Raw genomic sequence first — 22,246 nt, forward strand, 5'->3', positions numbered from 1 at the left:
ACAGACTCCGCCGTTTCCCGGATGGACTCCGCATCTGCGGCCAGCCTGAAGAACAGCTCTGGAATGCGGTCATCAGTCTGAAAATGCGGTCTTCCCTATTTTATAACATTATACTGATTCCCCCGGAAGGCCGGATCAAATCTGCAGATACTCTTGAATTCACAGTACTTGCAGGCTGTGTCGTCCCCGTTTTTCATCGGATGGATGTCGATGATTCCTTCGTGCATCTCTGTGATGAGTTCGGTGACTTTATCGGCGACATCGTTCTGGAGTTCCTGGAAGTCTTCTTCGGAAATCAAGGTTCCGCTCTTTCCCAGTTCGCCGCTTTTCAGCATTTTTACGGCAACAACGGAAGAGGACTCTTTTGGCGCGAGTTCGCCGGCAACTTCGCGGACGGTCTCCGGGTCGTTCAGAAGCAGGCCGTTCAGTTTGAAATGGCTCTGGATTTCTTTCTGGACCTGCAGTTTTAAAGCATCCGACGGTGTCCCCGCCGCCGGTTTATTTTTAACGTCGATGCGCGGTTCCTGAATGTGGAAGTAGAACACGCCTGCCGGCTGACGCACCTGCTCTTCTGCGGCCTGCATGTAGACCATGAGCTGGAGGCTGTATCCGGCGCGGATTTCCTCGACGTCCAGCTTGTGTTCGCTTGATTTATAGTCAATGATCTTGATTCGGTCGTTCTGGAGAATGTCCAGGCGGTCGATCTGGCCTTCGATCAGCACGATGGTGCCGTCGTTCAGTTCGATGCGGATCGGCGGGATTTCTGCGCCCGGTCCGAAGCGCACTTCAAACTGACTGGCCTGCACAGCGCCCTGACGGACGTGCTCAACCAGGGCTTTCACGGTATCGATACAGGCTTCCTGCATGCGCGATGAGCGGTAGCGCTCGCGCCCGCCAAAGAAGAAAAGGCCCTCGCGGTACATTTCTGACTCCTGCCGGATGGACTGCTGAACGAGCTCGCGGCAGTCTTCTTCACTGACGCTGTCCCAGATGCCGCGGCGACTGAGCTCTGCCGTTACGTCCATGATGCAGCGATGGTACATGTCTCCGATTTCACGGCCGCCGGCCTCGAACACGCGGCGCTCTTCTGGCGCCAGACCAAACTGGACGTAATAGGAAAACGGGCAGCGGGAAAAACGCTCCAGGCGGGACGCGCTGAGGGCCAGATAATCCTTATTTTCCTTTCTGTGGAAGAGCAGATTCGTAAGTTTCGGATCCAGCCGCGGCGGCTTGTTCTGAAAGCGAAGTCCCTCTTCCATGCGCGCCGCCGCTTCCGGCATATTTTCCTGATACCAGCGCTGCACATCGCCCCAGATCGGATCGATTTTCACGCCTTCCCGGTATGCCTGGTTCAGTTTCTGCGTCAGATGTCTGAGGGTGCTGAGTTTTCCACCCACTTCGGCTTCATCGGAATCCTCATTCAGGATATCTCTTCTGACCGGAATCTCCGGGAAAAGTTCCTGCATCGTTCCAATCAGTTCCGACGGGCGGGTGTTTGCTCCCTCCATATCTGCGTTTGACCAGCTGATCCAGAGCACATCCGACGGCGAGCTGAAATTCCGGTAAATCGCCAGTTTCTCCTCCTGCACGCGGACACTGTCCACCTTGCAGATTTCCTGTCCAAAATCCGCCAGCGTTTCCAGCTCGTCCATGCCGAACAGGCCGTCGTCCTTCGGCCCCTCCGGAAGAACGCCCTCATTGGCTCCCATCACGATCAGAGCGCGCACGGAAGCGGTTCGCGTTCTCTGCATAGTTCCCATGACCAGGTCATCGGCCGTAGACGGCAGCACGCCGATTTCCACTTGCTGCAGACCCGCAGTAAGAAGTTCAATGAACAGATCCGGCTGGAATTCGTCGTCTCCCGCCAGCGCATCAATCTGGTCCAGGAGTCCCACGATCATGCTCCAGACCTGCGCCGTCTCATCAGCTGCCGTCTGCAGACCGTTTTCCTCCTGCAGCAGCATCAGCCGGTCCATCCGGTCTTCCAGATGCATGGTTTCCGTCAGGAACCCGTAAAACGCGCGGATGAACTCTTCGTTTGTCTGTTTCCGTTTCAGAATTTCTTCAAGTGGCATGAACAGCTGCGCCACACGGTCTCTGAGCGCGTCCAGCTTCTCCATGCCTTCTTTTCCGTACTCCAGCTCGCCCTTCTGGAAGGGTTTCTTCCACATGCTTCCGCGGATTCTGTATTTCATGACATAATTTTCAAGGCGCTCGATTTCATCATTGGAGAAGTCTGAAAGCCCGGATTTCAGCGCCCGCAGGATCTCTCTGGTGTTCCAGCGCTTCTGCACGGCGTTGAGCATCGCAAGGATGCAGACGGCGGCCGGAGCGTCCAGAATACTCCGCTTGCTGTCCAGGAACAGCGGCAGTCCATATTCTTCGAATACACGTCCTGCGGCCTCCGCCCGGGCGGCATCGTTGCAGACCACCGAAATATCCCTGTACCGGTATCCACAGTCCCTGAGCAGGTGCAGAATGAACGCGGCGGCGGATTCCGCCTCATTGTGCGGGTTGGCCGCCTCGGTCAGCAGCACGTGCTCCGTGTTTTTCCGATACGGCGCAATGACCGGCGCGAACAGCTCTTTTTCCAAATATGCAAGGGCCGGCGATGCCTTCTCCCGGATCAGGGAAATTCCGTCCGGCAGCGCTGCCGGGATCCGGGCAATTTCCCCGATCGGGCATCCCTCTGCATCCGCACGCTTCAAGAGATTGGCCTGCACCGTCTGGGTCAGCGAAAACAAGTCTTCATCCTTGCAGCGTTCATCTTTTGTCAGAACGACATTCACCGACTCCGCGGCATGCATGATGCCCTGCAGGACGTCCAGTGTTTTCGGCGCAAAACTGTCGAATCCGTAGACCCAGACGCGGCTTCCGGCAATCAGCTCTGACCGGCGCATCTGCTGCGCATAGAGATCTACATAATCTTCTGAATCCGTATATTTCCCGGCAATCTCTTCCTGATACCGCGTGTAGACCAGCAGCAGGTCTGCCATCTTCCGCTGCAGAAGACTGCCTTCCGGCACTTTCTTCATGAGTGTTTCCAGCGTTTCCGGCGTCACCCCGTACTGCTTCATCTGAGAAATGAAGTCGTTCGTCATCTCAATGAAGGAGCTGCGGTCCCGGCTTGCGCGGAAGACTTCCAGATTTTCTCCCTCTTCGGACATGATCCGGGTCAGGAGCATCTGCCGCCCGTATTTATCGACAAAAGGCAGCCGGGCTGCGCCCGTCTCTTTCAAGATGGTATGGCCGAGATGGGAAACGCTGTAAATATCAACGCCCAGCAGCACATCCGTCTCCAGGTACTTCGCCGCCTGCCGCTCCGCTTCCAACGTATACTGATCCGGAACGAGGACCAGGACACGCCGGTCCGGCCCGTATCCCTGTTCCCCGATTCTGCGGTACATGAACTTTTCTTTATCCAGGCTATCTCTTCCATAATAAATATTTAACATAACCGCTCCTGTTATTCATTGAACTGTTCAACCGGTCTGGATTCACGGCAGCGGCGGCTTCCACAGACTGTATGATTATGCGCTTCCGCCCGCATTTAATGCTATCATCTGCGCCGCCTGCCGTTTGAAACATTTTCGAATTCCGTATGGTAGTATCTTATCATATATTCTGCTATTCGCATATTCACAAGAAATCATCCGCAGAGAATGCAGGGCTGGAAACTCCTTCCCTGTTCCTGCCCAGATATAAAAGAACCTCTCCTCATGGCGGCACATGGTCCCATGCGGAGAGGTATCTGATTAATCCTGCAGCTGTTTCAGCTCTTCATTAATGAAATCGTCGATGTCTCCGTCCATGACAGCGTTGACGTTGCCGGTTTCCGCGCCGGTCCGGTGGTCTTTCACCAGAGTATACGGCTGGAAAACGTAAGAACGGATCTGGGAGCCCCAGGCGATCTGGGAAAAGTCTCCCTGCAGCTCCTTCAGCGTCTCCTTATGCTCCTGTTCTTTCAGCTCCATGAGCTTGGCGTACAGGATTTTCATGGCGACTTCTTTATTCTGATGCTGGCTGCGCTCGTTCTGGCAGGTGACGACAATATGCGTCGGCAGATGCGTGATGCGGATGGCGGAGTCGGTCTTGTTGACGTGCTGTCCGCCCGCGCCGCTGCTCCGGTAGGTGTCGATGCGCAGGTCTTCCGGGCGGATCTCTACGGAGAGATCGTCGTCGATCTGCGGCGTGACTTCCAGAGAAGCGAATGAAGTCTGTCGCTTTCCCGCGGTGTTGAACGGGGAAATCCGGACGAGGCGGTGTACGCCTTTTTCGAACTTCAGCAGACCGTAAGCGTTCGCACCGTTGACGAAGAAGGTGGCGCCTTTGATTCCGGCTTCTGTGTCATCCTGAAGGTCTACGATTTCAATCTCGAATCCTTTGGCGGATGCCCAGCGGGTGTACATTCTCAGCAGCATTTCTGCCCAATCCTGGGCATCGACTCCGCCGGCACCGGCGTGAATCGTGACGATGGCGCTGTTGTGGTCGTACTTCCCGGTCAGAAGGGTTTCGCGGCGGAATGCTGCGAATTCCTTCCTGATCTTCTTGAAGGAGCGGAGGATTTCTTTTGCTTCCTCTTCATCCTCCATCTCCTCTGCCAGTTCAATGTATTCTTCTATGTCACTCAGCTCCTGCTCAAGCTGTTCGTACTGCTCGATTTTCTTGTCGATTGCAGTTTTTTCTTTAATGATTTTCTGTGCGGATTCCGTGTCATCCCAGAAATCCGGTTCCAGAGTCTGTTTTGTAAGCTTTTCCGATTCCCTCTTCAGACCCGCCAGGTCAAAGGGACTCACCTACCTCTAAAAGTCCGGCCTTCAGATCCGGGAGCTCCTGCTTTACAGGCTCCAGCTTAAGCATGACCATTCCTCCTCTCTTCCTCGAGGTCCTTCTTCATGCAGCAGTTCTTATATTTCTTTCCGCTTCCGCACGGGCACGGATCGTTTCTGCCGACCTTCGGACGCTTTCTCTTATAGGTAACCGGCTTATTCTCTCTCTCCGGGATCTGATTTTCCTCATTCGGAGCACCCTGGAGATCGGAACGGTCATCGACATACTCGTCCTTGCGCTCTCCGCTGATTTCCGCAAGCGCGTGACGCTCGCTGCGGGTCTCGATGGTAACGCTGTAGCAGTATGTAACGGTCTCTGCCGTGATCTCGCCGATCATGGCATCGAACATGTCGAATCCTTCCTTTGCGTATGCGGCAACAGGGTCCTGCTGGCCCAGTGCACGCAGGCCGATTCCTTCACGCAGCTGATCCATGGCGTCGATGTGATCCATCCAGAGGTTATCTACGACACGGAGCAGGATCATGCGCTCAACTTCACGCATCTGCTCTTTTCCGATTTCCTCTTCCTTCTTCTCGTAGAGTTTCTCGAACTCATCGTAGAGGTCTTCTTTCAGTGAATCCTCCGTCATCTGAACGAGCTCATCTGTGGAATACTCTTCCTTCGGAACATACATCGGTGTGATGCGGCGCAGGGCCTTATTCATTGCGGCAAAATCCCACTCCTCCGGATACTTGGAGGCTACGACTGCCTGCTCTACGGCATTGTCGATCAGTGTGTGCGTCATGCCCATGATGTACTCGCGGAGATCCTCACCGAACAGCACTCTTCTGCGCTCGCTGTAGATGATCTCTCTCTGCTTGTTCATGACATTATCGTACTGGAGGACGTACTTACGGATACCGAAGTTTCTGCCCTCTACCTTCTTCTGCGCACTTTCAATGGACTTGGTCAGCATGCCGGCCTCAATCGGCTCATCCTCTTCCAGTCCCATTCTGTCGACGAACTTCTGCATACGCTCGCCGCCGAACAGACGCATCAGATCATCTTCCAGAGAAATGAAGAACTGTGTAGTTCCCGGGTCTCCCTGACGTCCGGCACGTCCACGCAGCTGGTTATCAATACGTCTGGACTCGTGACGCTCTGTACCGATAATGCAGAGTCCACCGAGCTTGACGACTTCATCATGCTCTTTATCATGTTCTTCCTTGAACTTCGCCTTATATTCGTTATAGGTATCTCTGGCCTTGACCATCTCCGGATCATCGGACTTGGTAAATCCTGTTGCAAAATTGATCTGCTCGTCCGTGAAGCCGTTCTTACGCATTTCCTTACGCGCATCGAAGTCCGGATTTCCGCCCAACAGGATATCGGTACCACGGCCCGCCATGTTGGTCGCGATGGTTACCGCGCCCTTGCGTCCGGCCTGTGCAACGATTTCTGCCTCGCGCTCATGCTGTTTCGCGTTCAATACGTTGTGCGGAATGCCCTTCTTATCCAGCATGTCGCTGATCAGCTCAGATTTCTCAATGGAAATCGTACCGACCAGAACCGGCTGACCAGTCTTATGTACTTCCTCTACACGTTTTGCGATCGCCTTGAACTTACCCTTTTCTGTCTGATATACAGAATCCTGCAGGTCCTTACGGATGACCGGCTTGTTGGTCGGAACAACAACTACGTCCATGTTGTAAATATCACGGAACTCGTCTTCCTCGGTCTTCGCGGTACCCGTCATTCCGGCGAGCTTGTCATACATTCTGAAGTAGTTCTGCAGGGTGATGGTTGCCAGCGTCTTGGACTCGGAACGGACCAGAACGTGCTCCTTGGCCTCGATAGCCTGGTGCAGACCATTGCTGTAGCGGCGTCCGTACATCAGACGGCCGGTGAACTCGTCGACGATGACGATTTCTCCATCCTTGACAATGTAGTCTTTGTCCCTCTTCATCATGTATTCCGCACGGAGGGCTTCCTGTACATTGTGGTTGATCTCCATGTTCTCCGGGTCTGCGAAATTCTCCAGGTCGAAGTAGTCCTCAGCCTTGGCAACTCCGGCATCGGTCAGGGCGATCTGGTCGTCCTTCTCCTCGATCTCGTAGTCGTCCTTCTCGGTCAGTGTTCTGACAAAATCATCCGCCCGGCGATACAAATCTGTAGACTTGGTTCCCTCACCGGAAATAATCAGCGGGGTTCTTGCCTCATCGATCAGGATGGAGTCGACCTCATCGACGATGGCGTAATGCAGCTCGCGCTGAGTCAGCTCTTCCTTATAGGTAACCATGTTGTCTCTCAGATAGTCAAAACCGAACTCGTTGTTGGTTCCGTATGTGACATCTGCGCGGTAAGCTGCTTTTCTTTCCTCTTCGGAAATACCGTGAATGACGCAGCCGACGGTCAGTCCCAGGAAGGTGTAAACCTTGCCCATCCACTCGGAGTCACGCTTTGCCAGGTAATCATTGACGGTGATGACGTGGACACCCTTTCCTTCCAGTGCATTCAGGTAAACTGGCAGTGTCGCTACCAGGGTTTTTCCTTCACCGGTTTTCATCTCGGCGATTCTTCCCTGATGCAGGACGATGCCTCCGAGGATCTGTACGTGGAACGGCTTCATGCCGACACTTCGGTACGCACCCTCACGGGCAACGGCGAATGCCTCCGGCAGAATATCATCCAGCGTCTCTCCATTCTTCAGGCGCTCCTTGAAATACGGTGTTTTTGCCTTCAATTCCTCATCGGAAAGCGCTGAGATCTCGTTATCAAACGCTTCAACTTTCGCTGCGATCTTTTCGATCTTTCTGATCTCTTTTTTATTCAGATCGCCGAAAATTTTCTCCATTAAACTCATTCTGCCTGAGTCCTCCTTTTCTAATCCTCTTCATCCGGCTTTGGGGTCACGCGCAGGTTGACTTCAATCGCCTTGCGGCTGTCCGCCTTGGTAACCCGTCCGGTAAATATCTGTTTATTTGTTTCATACGAGAACGTGTCGCCGGTTTTCGGCAGGCGGTCAATCTGACGGACCACCCATCCGTTCACCGTTGTCTCGTCAAAGTCAATATCTTCATCAAAATAGTCGAAGACCTTCTCGACGTTTGCCAGTCCCAGGACGCGGTAACTTCCGTCCTGCAGCGGCGTAATGTCTCTGGCCCCGACATCCTCGCGCTCATCGTAGATTTCTCCGACCAGCTCTTCTATTATATCTTCCATCGTGACCAGTCCGGTCGTACCACCGTACTCGTCCACGACAATCGCAATTTTGCTCTTATCGTGCTGCATGCGTTGAAGCAGCGCGAATGCCTTGATTGAGCCCGCCACGAAAACCACCGGCTTGATATAGTCGGAAATCGTCTTCGGTTTATGATACACGTAATTGTGAAAATCCTTCTGGCTGAGCACGCCCAGAATCTTATCCAGATCGTCCTCATAGACAGGAAGCTTGGAAAATCCGGTCTTCCGGAAAACGTCATTGACCTCTTCCTCCGTCATTTCCACATCCAGCGCCTCGATGTCCACACGCGGCGTCAGCACATCCCAGGCCTCCAGCTCATTAAATTCAATCGCATTCTGAATCAGTTCGCTCTGGTCGGATTCAAGACTTCCTTCCGTCTCCGCCTCTTCCACGATGGTAATCAGCTCATCCTCTGTGATTCCGCGGTCCGTCTCACCTTTAATAAGATGAAGCAGCAGCTTCTTCCATTCCCGGAACAGCCAGTTGACCGGCGTGAAAATCAGCACCAGCGCATGAAACAGCGAGGCGAAGAACATCGACAGCGATTCCGGAAACTCCTTCGCCAGAGTCTTCGGCGTTACTTCACCGAAGACCAGAACGATGACCGTCATCACAATCGTGGAAATCGTCGCGCCGTAAGAACCGAACACACCCACGAAGAAGACCGTCGCAACCGCAGTATTGGTAATGTTCGCGATATTATTGCCCACCAGAATCGTGGACAGCAGATCATCATAGCGGTTGATCAGTTTCAGCGCGCGTTCCGCCCGTTTATTTCCGTCCGAAGCCATATTCTTCAGCCTGATCTTATTCGCCGACGTAAACGCCGTCTCCGCCGCAGAGAAGCATGCCGATATCAGTACCAGCAGAATAATGACTACAATATATATTCCCATTTGATGGGATTCCATAAACTCCATCCCTCCCCAGACGACAGCCCTTCAGCATTGTGAATAACATGCTGACAACAAAAGGCCATCATTCAGATATACTATCATACACCGCATAGAAATGAAAGAAGAAATACGCTTCTTCAAAAACTCTACACCTTCCTTACCGCTTGAGATCATGCGGTTTTTCCGCCCGTGTCCCACGCAATCGTGGTATACTGAAAACAGTGCGGGCAGCCTCCGCAGCAGCCGTGGATACATTTTTGTTCCGGCTTCATCCGGACAAAACCCACCGCGGATTACTTTTTGGCCCTGCGGGCCCTTGAAAATCCGCGATTGCAAGGAAACACCCGCCTGCCGCGCAGTGTGTCCATTATACCCGATAACTGAAAACTACCGATCAAGAATATGTAAAGAGGAAGAATTATGTCGACCAAAAGCGATTTACTTGATTTATTGAAAAAAAATATAGGAAAAGCAGTCAGCGGCCAGCAGGCCGCCGATCTTCTGGGCGTTTCCCGAAACGCCGTCTGGAAAGCCGTCTCCCATTTAAAAGAGGAGGGCTATCCGATTGAAAGCCGTACCAAGGCCGGCTACTGCCTGACGGCTCTTCCGGATCAGCTGACCCAGGAAGCCGTTGAAAAAGATGTGCACGCTGATATTGATGTCATCGTAAAAGACACTGTCAGCTCCACCAACGACCTGGTGAAAGCCGGAGACTGGGGAGACCGCCCGGTTGTCATCATCGCCAACCGCCAGACCGGAGGACGCGGACGCCTGGGCAGAAAATTTGAATCTCCGGGAGGCGTCGGCATTTACATCAGCTTCGGCATGAAACCGTCTTTCTCTATTGCCCATTCACCCTTTGTCACCATGGCTGCAGCCGTAGCCGTCTGCCGCGCGGTGGAAAAGGTCGTCGGCATAGAAACGAATATCAAATGGGTTAACGACATCTATTACAACAGAAAAAAGGTCTGCGGCATCCTCACGGAAGCGCAGACAAACATGGAAACCGGCGTTATCGACCGGCTGATCATCGGCATCGGGATCAACTGCTTCCCGGGCAGTTTTCCGCCGGAAATCGCACATAAAGCCGGCTCACTGGCCGATCACGCCGGCGCTTTCAGCCGCAGCGCCCTGGCCGCGGAACTCATCAATCAGGTCTGCAGCATTATGAACGACGTGGAAGACCGCTCCTTCCTGACGGAATACCGCCGCCGCTGCTTCATCCTGGGCGAGCAGATTTACGTTCACCCGCTGAGCAGCGATAAGGAAATCCCGGCAAGGGCGCTGGCCATCGAAGATGACGGCGGACTGCTGGTGGAGTACCTGGATGGTGAAAACGCCGGAAACCGCGAAGTTCTGCGTACCGGGGAAATCTCCATCCGCCTGCATGACCAGGAAAACGTGCCGAGAACGTGACAGCGAAAAGGCGCGCTGCACAGTAATCATAAAGAAGCAAGGCTGTGCGGCGTGCCTTTTTTACTCAGTAAGGAAGTCAATCAGCCTGACAATGTTAATTCCATCAATATTATCGATTTTTCCCACAGCCACATCGTATCCCCGGCGCATCAGTTCCAGAAAGACGATATTTTCAATCGTTGTTTATTCATACCCTAAACTTCTGGTTCCGTAAAGTTTTCGTTATCAATACCCTAAACTTTAAATATAGCAAAGTTTTCGTTACAGATATACAATTACGAGTGCAGACCGTACAAGCAAAAACCAAAACGACCGCCGCCCCGGATGAATTCTTAATCCCTGAGGCAGCGGCCGCTGCATACTTACTTATTTATCTTCTTCCATGATTCCCTGGTCCAGGGTCTCCGCCGCGCCGAACATCTCATAATTCAGCGGCTCCCCGTCTTCCAGGCGGACGACGTATCCGAGTCCCGGCGCCGGAACCCACTCCCAGATTTCATCATCCGGGCGCTCAAACCAGCTCCTCATCAGCTGGGAAATGACGCCGCCGTGACAGACGGCAAGGGTTGCAGGGCCGTGAAGCACCGGCGGTTCTTTCTTTTTCGGCATGTCTTTCGGAAGCAGAACCTGCGGAAGACTGCCGTCTTCCCCGCTTTCTTCCAGACCATCCTGCAGCCTTGTTTCCGTTTTCCGGATTCCGGCTGTGCCGTTCGGGCCGCTGGCAGACTTTGCGCTGGCTTCGCGGGCCAATTTCTCACAGAATCCTTCATGCTTGGACATAAGAATGTCGCCTCCGGTCAGGACCCGCCGCGTGAAACTTCCTCTGGAATCGCCGCCTTCCAGATGTTTTTCATAAGTTGTATCGTTTACCCATTCCATGAACTCCGGATCATTCTGCAGTTCCTGGAAGGAATGTCCTTCAAATTTTCCAAACCGGTATTCCTGCAGTTCGCGGATTGTTCCGTGCGGCAGATCGCCGTACACTGCCTGCAGGGTCTGATCCGTGCGCTGAAGTCCAGTTGTGAATACCTGTGTGCAGACCGGAAGAGCCGGATACACCCCGCGTCCGCGCAGGGCTTTCAGCTGCTGCACGCCTTCATCCGTCAGCGGGATATCGATTCCGCCATAAAACCAGTGCTTCTGATTTCCTTCTGTAATTCCATGCCTCAGCAATACAATCTCCGACTGCATATTCTCCCTCCCGTACACACTTCATTCATCTCTCTGATGCTCAGCGCCCCTGATTTCCGCAGGATTTCACCGTTTCCGCAAGGCCGCAGAAGACCCGGACCACCTCATCCGCCCGGGACGCCAGAAGCTGCAGGCATTTTCCTGTCTGATCCCGCCACTTCCGCATGTCCGCGTCAATCGGCACAACGCCCTGCGTGATGTCCGCGCAGATCACGATCTGATCGTCCAGGCAGCCGCTGTCCAGCACCGCCTGAAGCTCCTTCTCAGGATTCCGTTTTTCCCGGATTTCCCGCAGAATCCAAGCTTCCAGGTGATCAGCCGCAGGAAACGATCCGGCCGCGTCCCTCAGCTCTCCGGCGCCGCCGGCAATGCATGAATCCCTGTAATTGTCGGGGTTTTCGCAGTTATAGATCTGAGCATCCGTTATCTTGTATCTACTTATAACATATTCTTTTTTGCCTTGGTACGTGCCGCCGAAAATTAGGATCATTTTTCCTCCAAAATCTTATTTTTACAGGCTTTTCCAGTGTTTTTACATGAAATATTCTGGATTTATTTGTTTGCTTTAACACATTACAGCGTTAAATTGTTTCATGAAATTTCTATATCTATGACATGTCTGCGGCCGGGGAACTGTCTGTGACCGGTCCGGCGGTATCTGCGACAGACCGGGGCATTGACCGCCATCCATCCACAGCCGTTCATGGCACACATATCTGCAGACCATCACAGTCTGACACGTCGTTTCAGCAGAACGCGGCAGATCCACAGGGATTCACAGAAGCCGGGCCGCCAGCTCGGCCTCTTGCGCATTAAATTTTGTCCCTACATATAGAGGAAGGCTAGCAGGAGAATTCCCGCCAGTTCACTGATGCAGATGGTGTATCCCGCGATGTCACCGTTCATTCCGCCCAGCTGTCTGCGCGCGTGGCGGCAGGCGAGCCAGCCGGCCGTCCACATGACCGCGAGCATCACGGCGGCAAAAATCAGTCCGCAAGGTACAAGCCCGATTTTTATGGATAAACTGCCGAAGGCTTCCGCGATTCCCTGATACAAAAATTTATCCGCCATATTCAGCCCGCCTGCGGACAAGATCATTGATGCAGAGTGGGGAAACAGAGTCTTCGTTCCGGCCCAGATCTTTCCGAATCCATGCAGCATGGCCGCCGTTGATGCGGAAATATGCATGGCCGCGTAACTTGCATAGGAAGGGCGCACGCCCCGGCGGAGCTCAGATGCCCGCAGATACGGATAAGCACCAAACAGCGCCTGTCTGTGAACGGCCAGCGCGCACAGGAGTATGCAGAATACAATCATCAGCACGAGGACCAGAAAATAAATGCCGATTCTGTACTTTCTCTTTTCCGGATCCGTGTTTCCCTGGACATACTGGCTGCTTTTAATCGGCTGATAGGCCAGAACCATCCGGCCGCCGCAGGCACGGCTGAACACCGGAATCAAAAACAGGAAAAAGGGAAGGAGGGAGGCCGCGTTCTGAATATCCAGACTGTCTGTCACCGCCCGCTGCAGGGCAGAGAAGATGCTGAACGAAGCCGCAAACCACACCAGCAGCAGGAATACCAGGCAGATCACCGCAAAGGCACCGACTCGTGAGTCTTTCAGAATCTTCTGCCGTTCTTCCAGCGGCCTGCGCGACATCACCGCATCGCTGACGTCCATAAACCCGTCCAGATGCATATAGCCGCAGAGGCGGAAAAGGAGAAATTCTGCCGCCGCCGCCAGAAGCAGGGAAGGCAGGCCGATCCACCGGAGCAGGGTCAGGCAGGCGGCCCATACGATTCCGATCACCGCGCCGATCACCGGCAGAAACATCAGCATCCTGTGGTTCAGCCGGCTGTCCCAGTGCTTGTAAGGGCAGGGGATCACCGTAAAATTTCCCCAGGCCATAAACAGCGCCGTGAGGTTCTTCTTATTCTTCTGCTCGTTATTCTGTTCATCCATATTGAAAATTCCTGTCTATTTCTATTACTTTCTTTAATAAGCTTATTTTTAACCTCTGAAATATTACTATCCGGTGTACCGCAGTATTGCGCGATCCCATTCTATTTCCGGATGCGGCGCCTCGCAGACGCCTATAAAATCAGCCCTTCCAGCACTTCACGATCCCGGCCGAAACCTCTTCAACCACCTCGCACCGCTTTGCCAAAGCGATTCCAATCTTCCCAAGCGCCCGCCGGTAGTCCTCCGTCACCGGATCATACACCGCCGCATCGGAAAACACATTATCCGACACAAAAATCGTATTCTCCGTCCGGTCCGCAAACTCCAGAAGCTGCTCCAGCACCTCATCCCCGGCCTTCCGGCTGATTCTTCCGCCCCGGAACATCACATTCGCCAGAAGCGCCGTCACACTGTCCAGCAGAAACACACCGTCCGCATCCGCATTTTCCAGCACATCCGGCACATGATAAGACTCCTCCAGCGTCTGAAATCCCCAGCCTTCACGCGCCTTCCGGTGACCGCGGATCCGTTCCAGATCCTCCTCATCCTGCGGGTCCATCACCGCCAGATAATACATTGGAACATGCTTTTTCTCCGCCATTTCCCGCGCAATGAGCTGCGCCCTCATCGATTTCCCGCTTTTTGCGCCACCGCTGATGAAATAATGCATGCTGCCTCCATATTCTTTCTTTTGGGACAAAATTTACCCGTTCAGGGGATCACGCCGGGCTGACGCGGCCGTACAGCAGCAGATATTTCGTCCGGTCCTGTTCCGGATCCTCCCGCCATCTGCCCGCTCACCAGTTTCAGTTTTTCCGGCAGATTTACTCACGCCCGCTGCCTGCCTGACTTTCCGCTCCGCCTGTATAATCGTGCTTCGTCATTTCATCCAGATATCCGCTGTCAATCTGGCCTTCTGCCAGCGTTCCCATCAGGTCCATTGACGCACAGGCAGCTTCCATGACCTTAAACATCAAAGGACAGCCGCTGCCTTCGCCCAGGCGCATCTGCAGGTCCAGGGAAGGATACAGACCCATTGCCGAAACCGCCGCCTGATATCCCGGCTCTGTGGAGCAGTGCGACGCAAACAGATATTTTGCCGTTTCCGGCGCAATTTCACAGGCCGCAAGCGCTGCCGCCGCCGAAATAAAACCGTCGACAACCGTCGGAATCCGGTGGGCGGCGGCAGACAGATAAGCGCCCGCCATCGCGGCAATCTCAAAACCTCCGAGCTGCCGGAGAAGCTCCAAACCGGCATCGGCGCGGAATTCCAGGATCTGCTCCCGGTCAGCCGGCACGGTCAAAACCGGAACATTCACGTCTTTTCCTTTCACCTGCGAAAGGAAATCCTGCAGTCCGTGCCCGGCATCTGCCATGCAGCGCTTCACCGCATCACTGACAACCTGAATTTTACGCTTCAGGCCTTCATCATTCAGGCCTCCGCCGCGGCCGACCAGCTCTTCTGCCGGCATTCCCGTCAGGCTGCAGAGCAGGGCAGAGGACGGCGTGGTGTTTCCAATTCCCATCTCACCGACGCCGAGGAGCTGGATTCCTGCGGAAGCTGCCGCGTCCGCCGCTTCCATTCCCGTAAGAACCGCCTGCAATACCTGCTTTTCATTCATGACCGGCTCCTTCAGAAGATCTTTTGTCCCCGCGGCGAGTCTGCGGTCGACGATTTTTCTGGTCATTTCACCGTCCTCCGTCAGCATCCGATCCGTGTAAAACTCCGGCGGGGCAGGGATGCGCATTCCCAGATCCGTCACCAGAAGATCAATATCAAAATACCTGGCCAGCGCTCCGATTCCGGTGATCCGCCTTGTAAAATTGACGGTCTGGCAGGTGGTGACCGTCTGCGGCGCAGACGCAACGCCCTCCGCCGTGACCCCATGATCCGCCGACATCAGCAGAACCGCCTGTTTTCTCAAAGGATTTCCCTGTGGTCTTCCAGTAATTCCGGCAACCTGAACAGCAATATCTTCCAGCCGCCCGAGACTTCCCGGAACCTTGGCCAGCGACTGCTCACGTTCCCGCGCAGCCTCCATGGCGTCTTCATCCAGAGGCCGGATGCGCCGCAGCGTTTCCAGCACCTTGTTCCGCAGTTCTCCCAATTCTGATTCCTGACTCATTTTCCTTTACTCCTGTGTTGATTATGTATGATGTTTTTAATGATTACTCAGGTTCTATCCATTTTATCAGAATCTCAGAAGAATACCAATCAGCGGGATTGCAGAGTATTTTGTTATCTGGTACAATTATTTTCACTGTGATTTATGCAGCCGCTGCAAGAATTAATGGTAACCCCTTGCGCATTGGCTTTTGTCGAGGGGCGTGAAAATGCATCACAGAATTATGCATTTATATTTCCAATGGCAGCTGCATCACAGAATATATTTTCTCAATTGACAAAATACAGGTGGCAAGTTTCATGAAAATCAGCAAACGCACACAAAGCAATCTCATTCTCTTCCTGACGGCCTTTATCTGGGGCTCGGCGTTCGTGGCGCAGAAGGTCGGCGGGGCGCTGGGGCCGTTTACCTACAACGGTGTCCGCACACTGCTGGGCGGGCTGGTGCTCATTCCGGCCGTCATTCTCTCCGATCGCGCGGATTCCGGCTGGCAGAACGCATCGAAAGAGGAACGCAAAGTGCAGTGGAAGGTAGTGCTGACCGGCGGAATTCTCTGCGGGCTGATGCATTTCATCGCATCTACACTTCAGCAGATGGGAATCGAACATACTACCGCAAGTAAAGCCGGATTTATTACCTCTCTTTACGCAATTCTGGTGCCGCTGATTTCCGTATTCCTCGGAAAGCGCATCCGTCCACTGGTCTGGGTCAGCTGCGTGGTCAGCGTAACGGGGCTGTACCTGATTTCCATGAAAGGCGGGCATTTCACGCTCCAGTTCGGCGATCTGCTGGTGCTGCTCTGCGCGCTCTTCTTCGCCTTCCAGATTATGGTGATTGACCACTTCTCGCCAAAATGCAATGGGGTCAAGATGTCATGTGTACAATTCCTGCTCTCCGGCACACTTGGCATAATCAGCATGTTTATCTTTGAAACGCCGCATGTCGCCGCCATTCTGCATTACTGGTTCCCGATCGTCTACGGCGGTGTATTTTCAACGGGAATCGCCTACACCCTGCAGATCATCGGCCAGAAACACACGCCGGCCACCGAAGCTTCGCTGATTCTCTGCCTCGAAGCCGTCTTCAGCGCCCTGACCAGCACACTGCTGCTTCACGAACTGCTGTCACCGCGCGAATACCTGGGATGCGCGCTGATTTTCGGCGCCGTGATTCTGTCCCAGCTGCCAGAGGGAATGGTGAAAAAGCCGGCGGCGCTGCTGAGGAAGAGGTAGGGGCCGTGATGCACGGATACCTGCTGCATTCAGACAGGAAAACCCCAGCACTGCCAGAACCTTCCGCACGACTGCCTCATCACTTTTTCGATTCATCACGTTAAAGCAGCTGGGTAATTTGTTCCATCTGTATGCAATTTACCGCTTTAAAATTTTAGCATTTTAAAGCGATAAATTGCACTAAATCCTAAATATACAGCCTGTTTTTCGTTGATATTACAAGGCATATGATTTATGAACATCAAATTTATATTAAATGTAAAAAATAACCGTAAATTTTCTTCCATGACTGCCGCAAATGGTGTATAGTGTACTTCAGTATGAACCAGGGAACAGCTGCTGCTTCAGTTAGGACGCCTGGGTTACGTAGAAGGAGGACGCAATGACCAAACGGACACAAAGTACGATTCTGCTCTTTATCACGGCATTTATCTGGGGTTCTGCCTTTGTCGCGCAGAAGATGGGCGGCGCGATCGGTGCCTTCACCTATAACGGAATTCGTACTCTGCTCGGAGGCCTGATCCTGATTCCGCTGATTATTCTTGCCAGCCGCGCGGACATCGGCGAGGCACAGAAGAGCAGGGAAGACCGGCGCGCAGAATGGAAGGTTCTGCTGATCGGCGGATTTCTCTGCGGACTGACACATTTTCTTGCATCCAGCCTTCAGCAGTTCGGTGTCGCCTATACTTCGGCTTCTAAATCCGGTTTCATCACCTCTTTATATGCTGTGCTCATTCCGATTTTCTCCGTCCTGATCGGAAAGAAAATCCGCCCGGTTATCTGGGTCAGCGCCGTGCTGAGCGTTGCAGGTCTGTATCTGATTTCCCTGAAAGGCGGCCGGATGACCTTCCAGAAAGGCGATATTCTGACACTCCTCTGTGCCGTGTTCTTTGCCCTCCAGCTGATGCTGATCGGCCACTATGCGCCAAAGTGTAACGGAATCAAGCTTTCTTCCATTCAGTTCATCATCTCCGGACTGATGGGAATAATCTGCATGTTCATCTTCGAAAATCCGCAGATTTCCAGCATTCTGCACGCTTGGAAGGCGATCGCCTATGGCGGAATTATGTCCACCGGAGTCGGCTACACACTGGAAATCCTTGGACAGAAACATGTCCCGGCAGCAGAAGCTTCTCTGATTCTCTGCCTGGAATCCGTATTCTCTGCAGTTACTGGCATTCTGCTGCTTCACGAAATGCTGTCGCCGCTGGAATTTACCGGATGCGCCCTGATCTTCGGAGCCGTTGTTTTATCACAGCTTCCGGGAAAGAAACCGGCCGACACTGCTGTTTCCAGCGGATACAGTCAGGCAGACGAAACTGCCTCTTCACAGAATGAGAACGATAACGAACGCCGCGCAGCCTGATTATTCATCTTTTCCGCTTTTCCGTTATTTTCTTCCCAATATTTCCGATGAATTGTGTATAATAGATTTATTCGTTATCACGCGTGTGTTTCTGTTCATACATGGCGGCCCTGAACGGACTGCTCCATGTACATTCGATACGGCAGGGCATACGCGGCCTACATCTTTATTCGCTATTCTTTGAGATAATAAAAGGAGCAATGTTCATGGAAAAGCTTTTCAAGCTGCAGGAACACGGCACGAATGTGAAGACGGAGATTGCCTCTGGAGTGACAACATTCCTGGCAATGGTCTACATTCTCGCTGTCAATCCGAGCATTCTGTCTGCAGCCGGAATGAACCCGACGTATATCTTTACAGCGACCTGCGTATCTGCAGGAATCGCAACACTCTGCATGGCCTTCTTCGCCAATTACCCGGTTGCTCTGGCTTCCGGAATGGGACTGAACGCCTACTTCGCCTACACGGTTGTCCCGGAAATCGTCAAGAGCGGCGTCACCAACGCCTGGCAGGTCGCACTGACCGCAGTATTTGTTGAGGGTATCATTTTCATCCTTCTGTCTCTGACGAACTTCAGAGAGAAGCTGGTTAATGACATCCCGTCCAACCTGAAGCACGCGATCACTGCCGGAATCGGCCTCTTCATCGCCATCGTCGGTCTGAAGAACGCCGGTGTCGTCACAGGAGACAAGTCCACGCTGATCAAATTCGGCTCCCTGGGAACTCCGCAGGTTGCACTTGCACTTCTGGGAATTCTGATTGTCGCTGTTCTTTACCATTTCAACGTCAAGGGCTACATCCTCCTGGGCATCCTGATCACCTGGGTTCTGGGAATGATTGCGCAGGCCACAGGCTGGTACGTCGTCAACCCGAAGATGGACATGTATTCCCTGTATCCGTCCTTCAGCTTCAGCAGCCTGATTCCTAAGGACGGCAACATCTGGAAGTTCGATTTTGCCTGGGCCGGAAACAACCTGCTCCAGTTTGCGATCATCACCTTCTCCTTCCTGTTCGTCGACATCTTCGACACGGTCGGAACCCTGATCGGAGTCGCAAACAATGCGGGACTTCTGGACGAGAACGGAAACCTCCAGAACGCCAAGGGAGCGCTGCTCGCTGACGCAGTCGGAACTGTATTCGGATCCATCATGGGAACGTCCACAGTAACCTCTTTCGTTGAGTCTACCGCAGGTGTAGCCAACGGCGGACGTACCGGACTGACTTCCGTCACCACAGCGATTCTCTTCTTCATTTCGCTGTTCTTCAGCCCGATTTTCCTTGCAATTCCATCCTTTGCCACAACACCGGCACTGGTATGGGTCGGCCTGCTGATGCTGCAGAACATTAAAGAAGTCGACTTCAGCCACGACATCGCGGACACCGTCGGCGCATTCCTCGCCATCATCATGATGCCGTTCACCTCTTCCATCGCGAGCGGAATTATGTGGGGCATGATTTCCTGGGTAATCCTGAAGGTGATCACAGGAAAGGCTAAGGACGTCAAGCCGGTTATGTGGATCTCATTCGTGCTTTTCGCGCTGTACGCCGTGAAGCTCGCTATGGCCCCGGCCGCTTAATCACACATACTCATAGCATACAGAAATTACCGGATTTCAGGGATTTTCCCTGGAATCCGCTTCTGTCTTTATGGACAAAATTCAAACTGACAAGGAGGCATTTTTCACATGTATTACGAAATGACTATTGCAGGACATAAACGACAGCTCCCGATCTGCCCGATCAGCGACACTCTGTCCATCGCCGGATTCGTTATGTTCGGCGACTCTGAGATCACGGTGGACGCCGCCAGACTTCTTCTGGAGAAGGCGCCGGAATTCGACGTCATCGTCACGGCAGAATCCAAGGGAATTCCGCTGGCACACGAAATGTCACGCCAGAGCAATTTTGCCGACTACGTCGTCATGCGCAAGGCGCCGAAGCTCTATATGACCAACGTGATGTCCACAGACGTCAACTCTATCACCACGGACCACATCCAGACGCTCTGCATCGGCGAGCACGAGGTAAATCTGATCAGGGGCCGCCGCGTCCTGATCGCAGACGACGTCATCAGCACCGGCGAATCCCTGCGTTCCATGGAGGCATTGGTCAACCAGGCAGGCGGAAACATCGTCGGAAGAATGGCCGTCCTCGCAGAGGGAGATTCTGCAGACCGCACAGACATCACCTTCCTGGAAAAACTCCCGCTTTTCCATTCCGACGGTACACCGATTGACTAGGAGGAAGATCCAATATGTCAGACATTAACTTTCATGCACTGCAGAACGGAAGCGACATCCGCGGCGTGGCAATCGGCGGGGTCGAAGGCGAACCGGTAAACCTCACCCCTGCGGCCTGCTCCTTGATCGCACAGGGCTTCCTGGTCTGGCTTTGTCAGAAGACGGGAAAGGCTCCGGAGGACCTGATGATCACCATCGGCCGCGACCCGAGACTCTCCGGCGAATCCCTGCTGCAGGCCTTCACAGACGGGCTGAAAGCTTTCGGCACGCGCACCATCGACTGCGGCCTGGCTTCCACACCGGCCATGTTCATGTCCACCGTATTTCCGGAAATCAGCGCGGACGGCGCGGTCATGGTCACCGCAAGCCACCTGCCCTTCAACCGCAACGGACTGAAATTCTTCAGTAAAGATGGAGGACTCGACAAAAAAGACATTGCAAGGATCCTGACTGCCGCCGAAAATAACGAAAAACCGGCAGCGCTCCGCGAAGGGGCATCTTCCGGCAGACCACATGCAGGCTCCGCCTCATCTGCTGCAGACGCTCCATCCGCTGCAGATCAGGCTGTTGCTTCAAAAGGCTCTCAGCCGGCCCTGATGGACCTGTATTCCGCGCATCTCCGCGGCCTGATCCAGAAGGCCGTTCCGGGAGAAAAACCTCTCTCCGGCCTGAAAATCGCCGTTGACTGCGGAAACGGCGCGGGCGGATTCTATGTCAGCAAAGTTCTTCAGCCTCTGGGCGCGGATACGTCTGCCAGCCAGTTCCTGGAACCGGACGGCAGATTTCCGAACCATATTCCAAACCCGGAAAATGAAGCAGCGATGGCAGCCATTACGGACGCCGTAAACAAGAATCACTGCGATCTCGGCATCATTTTCGACACGGACGTAGACCGCTCTTCCGCTGTTGATGAGCAGGGAAGGGAGATCAACCGCAATGGAATCGTCGCCATGGCCGCGGCTCTGATCGCGGACGAATACCCGGGCACAACCGTTGTAACGGACAGCATCACCAGCAACGAACTCACCGATTATCTGGAAAACCGCCTGAAACTGCATCATCTCCGTTTTAAGAGGGGATACCGCAACGTTATTAACAAGGCGGCGGAACTGAATGCAGAAGGAACTGATGCACAGCTGGCCATCGAAACTTCCGGCCACGCAGCATATAAGGAGAATTATTTCCTGGATGATGGCGCTTATCTGGCGACACGTATCATTATCCGTCTGGCGCAGCTGAAGAGGGAAGGAAAAGAGATTTCTTCCGTCATCGCCGACCTGAAGGAGCCTGAAGAGGCTGTGGAAATCCGCATGCCGATCACAGAAGAAGATCACAATGCCGCAGGCAGTGCGATTCTGAGCGCCGTAGAAGCCTGGGCAGAGGAGCAGGACGCCGCCGCTGGCGCAGCCGGCAATTCCGGCCTTCAGATTCATCTGGTCAAGCCGAATTACGAAGGCGTCCGCGTCCAGTTCAGCGGAAATGTTCAGGGCTGGTTCCTGCTGAGAAAGTCTCTGCACGATCCGATCATGCCGCTGAATATTGAAGCGGAGGAAAAGGGCGGCTGCAGACAGATTGCCGCAGAACTTTTCAAAGCCTTGGAGAATATCTCCGGAATGGACACAGGAAAGCTGACCGCATTCATCCATAATGAGAAGTAAGTGGAGAAAACCGTCTGCAGATTGAAACCGCTTTAACGGTAATTATTTTCCTTTTTAATTTCATATGGGCATGGATTTCGGACTTCACAGACACACAGACCTAACCCGAGATTATGTATAACAACCCGGCTGAATATCTCAAATC

At 53.5% G+C, this 22,246-nt stretch carries 15 protein-coding genes; 6 read left to right on the plus strand and 9 right to left on the minus strand.

The features are described 5' to 3' along the window. Nucleotides 1-95: 95 nt before the first annotated feature. The 4 genes from ACI77B_RS02805 to ACI77B_RS02820 all read right to left on the minus strand — a co-directional run bounded on the left by ACI77B_RS02805 (nucleotide 96) and on the right by ACI77B_RS02820 (nucleotide 8,925). Nucleotides 96-3,455, minus strand: coding sequence for a PD-(D/E)XK nuclease family protein (locus ACI77B_RS02805; RefSeq protein WP_409337270.1), 3,360 nt, complete (start codon nucleotides 3,453-3,455; stop codon nucleotides 96-98). A 300-nt stretch (nucleotides 3,456-3,755) separates the two neighbouring features. Beyond that, nucleotides 3,756-4,860, minus strand: a protein-coding gene (prfB, locus tag ACI77B_RS02810) for a peptide chain release factor 2 (protein WP_409337271.1) whose coding sequence is annotated in 2 segments (ribosomal slippage) — nucleotides 3,756-4,784 and nucleotides 4,786-4,860 — 1,104 coding nt in all. Because the reading frame shifts where the segments join, the coding sequence is not laid out codon by codon here. Continuing rightward, nucleotides 4,853-7,633 (minus strand): preprotein translocase subunit SecA, encoded by a 2,781-nt coding sequence (gene secA / locus ACI77B_RS02815; RefSeq protein ID WP_409337272.1) that lies wholly within the window; start codon nucleotides 7,631-7,633, stop codon nucleotides 4,853-4,855. Before secA ends, prfB begins: the two co-directional genes overlap by 8 nt. A gap of 20 nt (nucleotides 7,634-7,653) precedes the next feature. After that, nucleotides 7,654-8,925: an HlyC/CorC family transporter gene (locus ACI77B_RS02820; RefSeq protein ID WP_409337273.1), complete on the minus strand. Its 1,272-nt coding sequence runs from the start codon at nucleotides 8,923-8,925 to the stop codon at nucleotides 7,654-7,656. Between the two features lie 405 nt (nucleotides 8,926-9,330). On the opposite strand from ACI77B_RS02820, the gene ACI77B_RS02825 reads away from it, so the two are divergent. Then, nucleotides 9,331-10,326, plus strand: coding sequence for a biotin--[acetyl-CoA-carboxylase] ligase (locus ACI77B_RS02825; RefSeq protein ID WP_409337274.1), 996 nt, complete (start codon nucleotides 9,331-9,333; stop codon nucleotides 10,324-10,326). A gap of 366 nt (nucleotides 10,327-10,692) precedes the next feature. On the opposite strand, the gene ACI77B_RS02830 is transcribed toward ACI77B_RS02825, so the two are convergent. From ACI77B_RS02830 to ACI77B_RS02850, 5 genes are all read right to left on the minus strand, one after another. Then, complete coding sequence (locus tag ACI77B_RS02830; RefSeq protein ID WP_409337275.1) at nucleotides 10,693-11,517, minus strand: histidine phosphatase family protein; 825 nt, start codon at nucleotides 11,515-11,517, stop codon at nucleotides 10,693-10,695. A 40-nt stretch (nucleotides 11,518-11,557) separates the two neighbouring features. Next, entirely contained in the window at nucleotides 11,558-12,007 is a 450-nt protein-coding gene (locus ACI77B_RS02835; RefSeq protein WP_409337276.1) for a bifunctional adenosylcobinamide kinase/adenosylcobinamide-phosphate guanylyltransferase, read from the minus strand. 335 nt (nucleotides 12,008-12,342) lie between these two features. Next, complete coding sequence (locus ACI77B_RS02840; protein WP_409337277.1) at nucleotides 12,343-13,479, minus strand: adenosylcobinamide-GDP ribazoletransferase; 1,137 nt, start codon at nucleotides 13,477-13,479, stop codon at nucleotides 12,343-12,345. Between the two features lie 139 nt (nucleotides 13,480-13,618). Next, nucleotides 13,619-14,149, minus strand: a complete 531-nt coding sequence (locus ACI77B_RS02845; protein WP_409337278.1) for a bifunctional adenosylcobinamide kinase/adenosylcobinamide-phosphate guanylyltransferase — start codon at nucleotides 14,147-14,149, stop codon at nucleotides 13,619-13,621. A gap of 154 nt (nucleotides 14,150-14,303) precedes the next feature. Continuing rightward, nucleotides 14,304-15,605: a nicotinate-nucleotide--dimethylbenzimidazole phosphoribosyltransferase gene (locus tag ACI77B_RS02850; RefSeq protein WP_409337279.1), complete on the minus strand. Its 1,302-nt coding sequence runs from the start codon at nucleotides 15,603-15,605 to the stop codon at nucleotides 14,304-14,306. 299 nt (nucleotides 15,606-15,904) lie between these two features. On the opposite strand from ACI77B_RS02850, the gene ACI77B_RS02855 reads away from it, so the two are divergent. The 5 genes from ACI77B_RS02855 to ACI77B_RS02875 all read left to right on the plus strand — a co-directional run bounded on the left by ACI77B_RS02855 (nucleotide 15,905) and on the right by ACI77B_RS02875 (nucleotide 22,101). Continuing rightward, nucleotides 15,905-16,837: a DMT family transporter gene (locus ACI77B_RS02855; protein WP_409337280.1), complete on the plus strand. Its 933-nt coding sequence runs from the start codon at nucleotides 15,905-15,907 to the stop codon at nucleotides 16,835-16,837. 382 nt (nucleotides 16,838-17,219) lie between these two features. Beyond that, nucleotides 17,220-18,203 (plus strand): DMT family transporter, encoded by a 984-nt coding sequence (locus tag ACI77B_RS02860; RefSeq protein ID WP_409337281.1) that lies wholly within the window; start codon nucleotides 17,220-17,222, stop codon nucleotides 18,201-18,203. A 200-nt stretch (nucleotides 18,204-18,403) separates the two neighbouring features. Further along, nucleotides 18,404-19,780, plus strand: a complete 1,377-nt coding sequence (locus ACI77B_RS02865; RefSeq protein ID WP_409337282.1) for an NCS2 family permease — start codon at nucleotides 18,404-18,406, stop codon at nucleotides 19,778-19,780. A gap of 108 nt (nucleotides 19,781-19,888) precedes the next feature. Beyond that, the gene (locus tag ACI77B_RS02870) at nucleotides 19,889-20,443 is read left to right on the plus strand and encodes a phosphoribosyltransferase family protein (protein WP_409337283.1); all 555 of its coding nucleotides are present in this window, start codon (nucleotides 19,889-19,891) and stop codon (nucleotides 20,441-20,443) included. Between the two features lie 14 nt (nucleotides 20,444-20,457). Further along, the gene (locus tag ACI77B_RS02875; protein ID WP_409337284.1) at nucleotides 20,458-22,101 is read left to right on the plus strand and encodes a phosphomannomutase/phosphoglucomutase; all 1,644 of its coding nucleotides are present in this window, start codon (nucleotides 20,458-20,460) and stop codon (nucleotides 22,099-22,101) included. Nucleotides 22,102-22,246: the final 145 nt, after the last annotated feature.

The sequence above is a fragment of the Eubacterium sp. F2 genome (assembly GCF_046244355.1).
In the GTDB taxonomy this organism is placed as follows: Bacteria; Bacillota; Clostridia; order Peptostreptococcales; family Anaerovoracaceae; genus Aminicella.

Coding starts and splice junctions, on each gene's coding strand:
- ACI77B_RS02820 (WP_409337273.1), bottom strand. CDS start 8,925: ATGGAATCCCATCAAATGGGAATATATATTGTAGTCATTATTCTGCTG.
- ACI77B_RS02805 (WP_409337270.1), bottom strand. CDS start 3,455: ATGTTAAATATTTATTATGGAAGAGATAGCCTGGATAAAGAAAAGTTC.
- ACI77B_RS02875 (WP_409337284.1), top strand. CDS start 20,458: ATGTCAGACATTAACTTTCATGCACTGCAGAACGGAAGCGACATCCGC.
- ACI77B_RS02855 (WP_409337280.1), top strand. CDS start 15,905: ATGAAAATCAGCAAACGCACACAAAGCAATCTCATTCTCTTCCTGACG.
- ACI77B_RS02850 (WP_409337279.1), bottom strand. CDS start 15,605: ATGAGTCAGGAATCAGAATTGGGAGAACTGCGGAACAAGGTGCTGGAA.
- ACI77B_RS02825 (WP_409337274.1), top strand. CDS start 9,331: ATGTCGACCAAAAGCGATTTACTTGATTTATTGAAAAAAAATATAGGA.
- ACI77B_RS02830 (WP_409337275.1), bottom strand. CDS start 11,517: ATGCAGTCGGAGATTGTATTGCTGAGGCATGGAATTACAGAAGGAAAT.
- ACI77B_RS02860 (WP_409337281.1), top strand. CDS start 17,220: ATGACCAAACGGACACAAAGTACGATTCTGCTCTTTATCACGGCATTT.
- ACI77B_RS02870 (WP_409337283.1), top strand. CDS start 19,889: ATGTATTACGAAATGACTATTGCAGGACATAAACGACAGCTCCCGATC.
- ACI77B_RS02845 (WP_409337278.1), bottom strand. CDS start 14,149: ATGCATTATTTCATCAGCGGTGGCGCAAAAAGCGGGAAATCGATGAGG.
- ACI77B_RS02865 (WP_409337282.1), top strand. CDS start 18,404: ATGTTCATGGAAAAGCTTTTCAAGCTGCAGGAACACGGCACGAATGTG.
- ACI77B_RS02840 (WP_409337277.1), bottom strand. CDS start 13,479: ATGGATGAACAGAATAACGAGCAGAAGAATAAGAAGAACCTCACGGCG.
- secA (WP_409337272.1), bottom strand. CDS start 7,633: ATGAGTTTAATGGAGAAAATTTTCGGCGATCTGAATAAAAAAGAGATC.
- ACI77B_RS02835 (WP_409337276.1), bottom strand. CDS start 12,007: ATGATCCTAATTTTCGGCGGCACGTACCAAGGCAAAAAAGAATATGTT.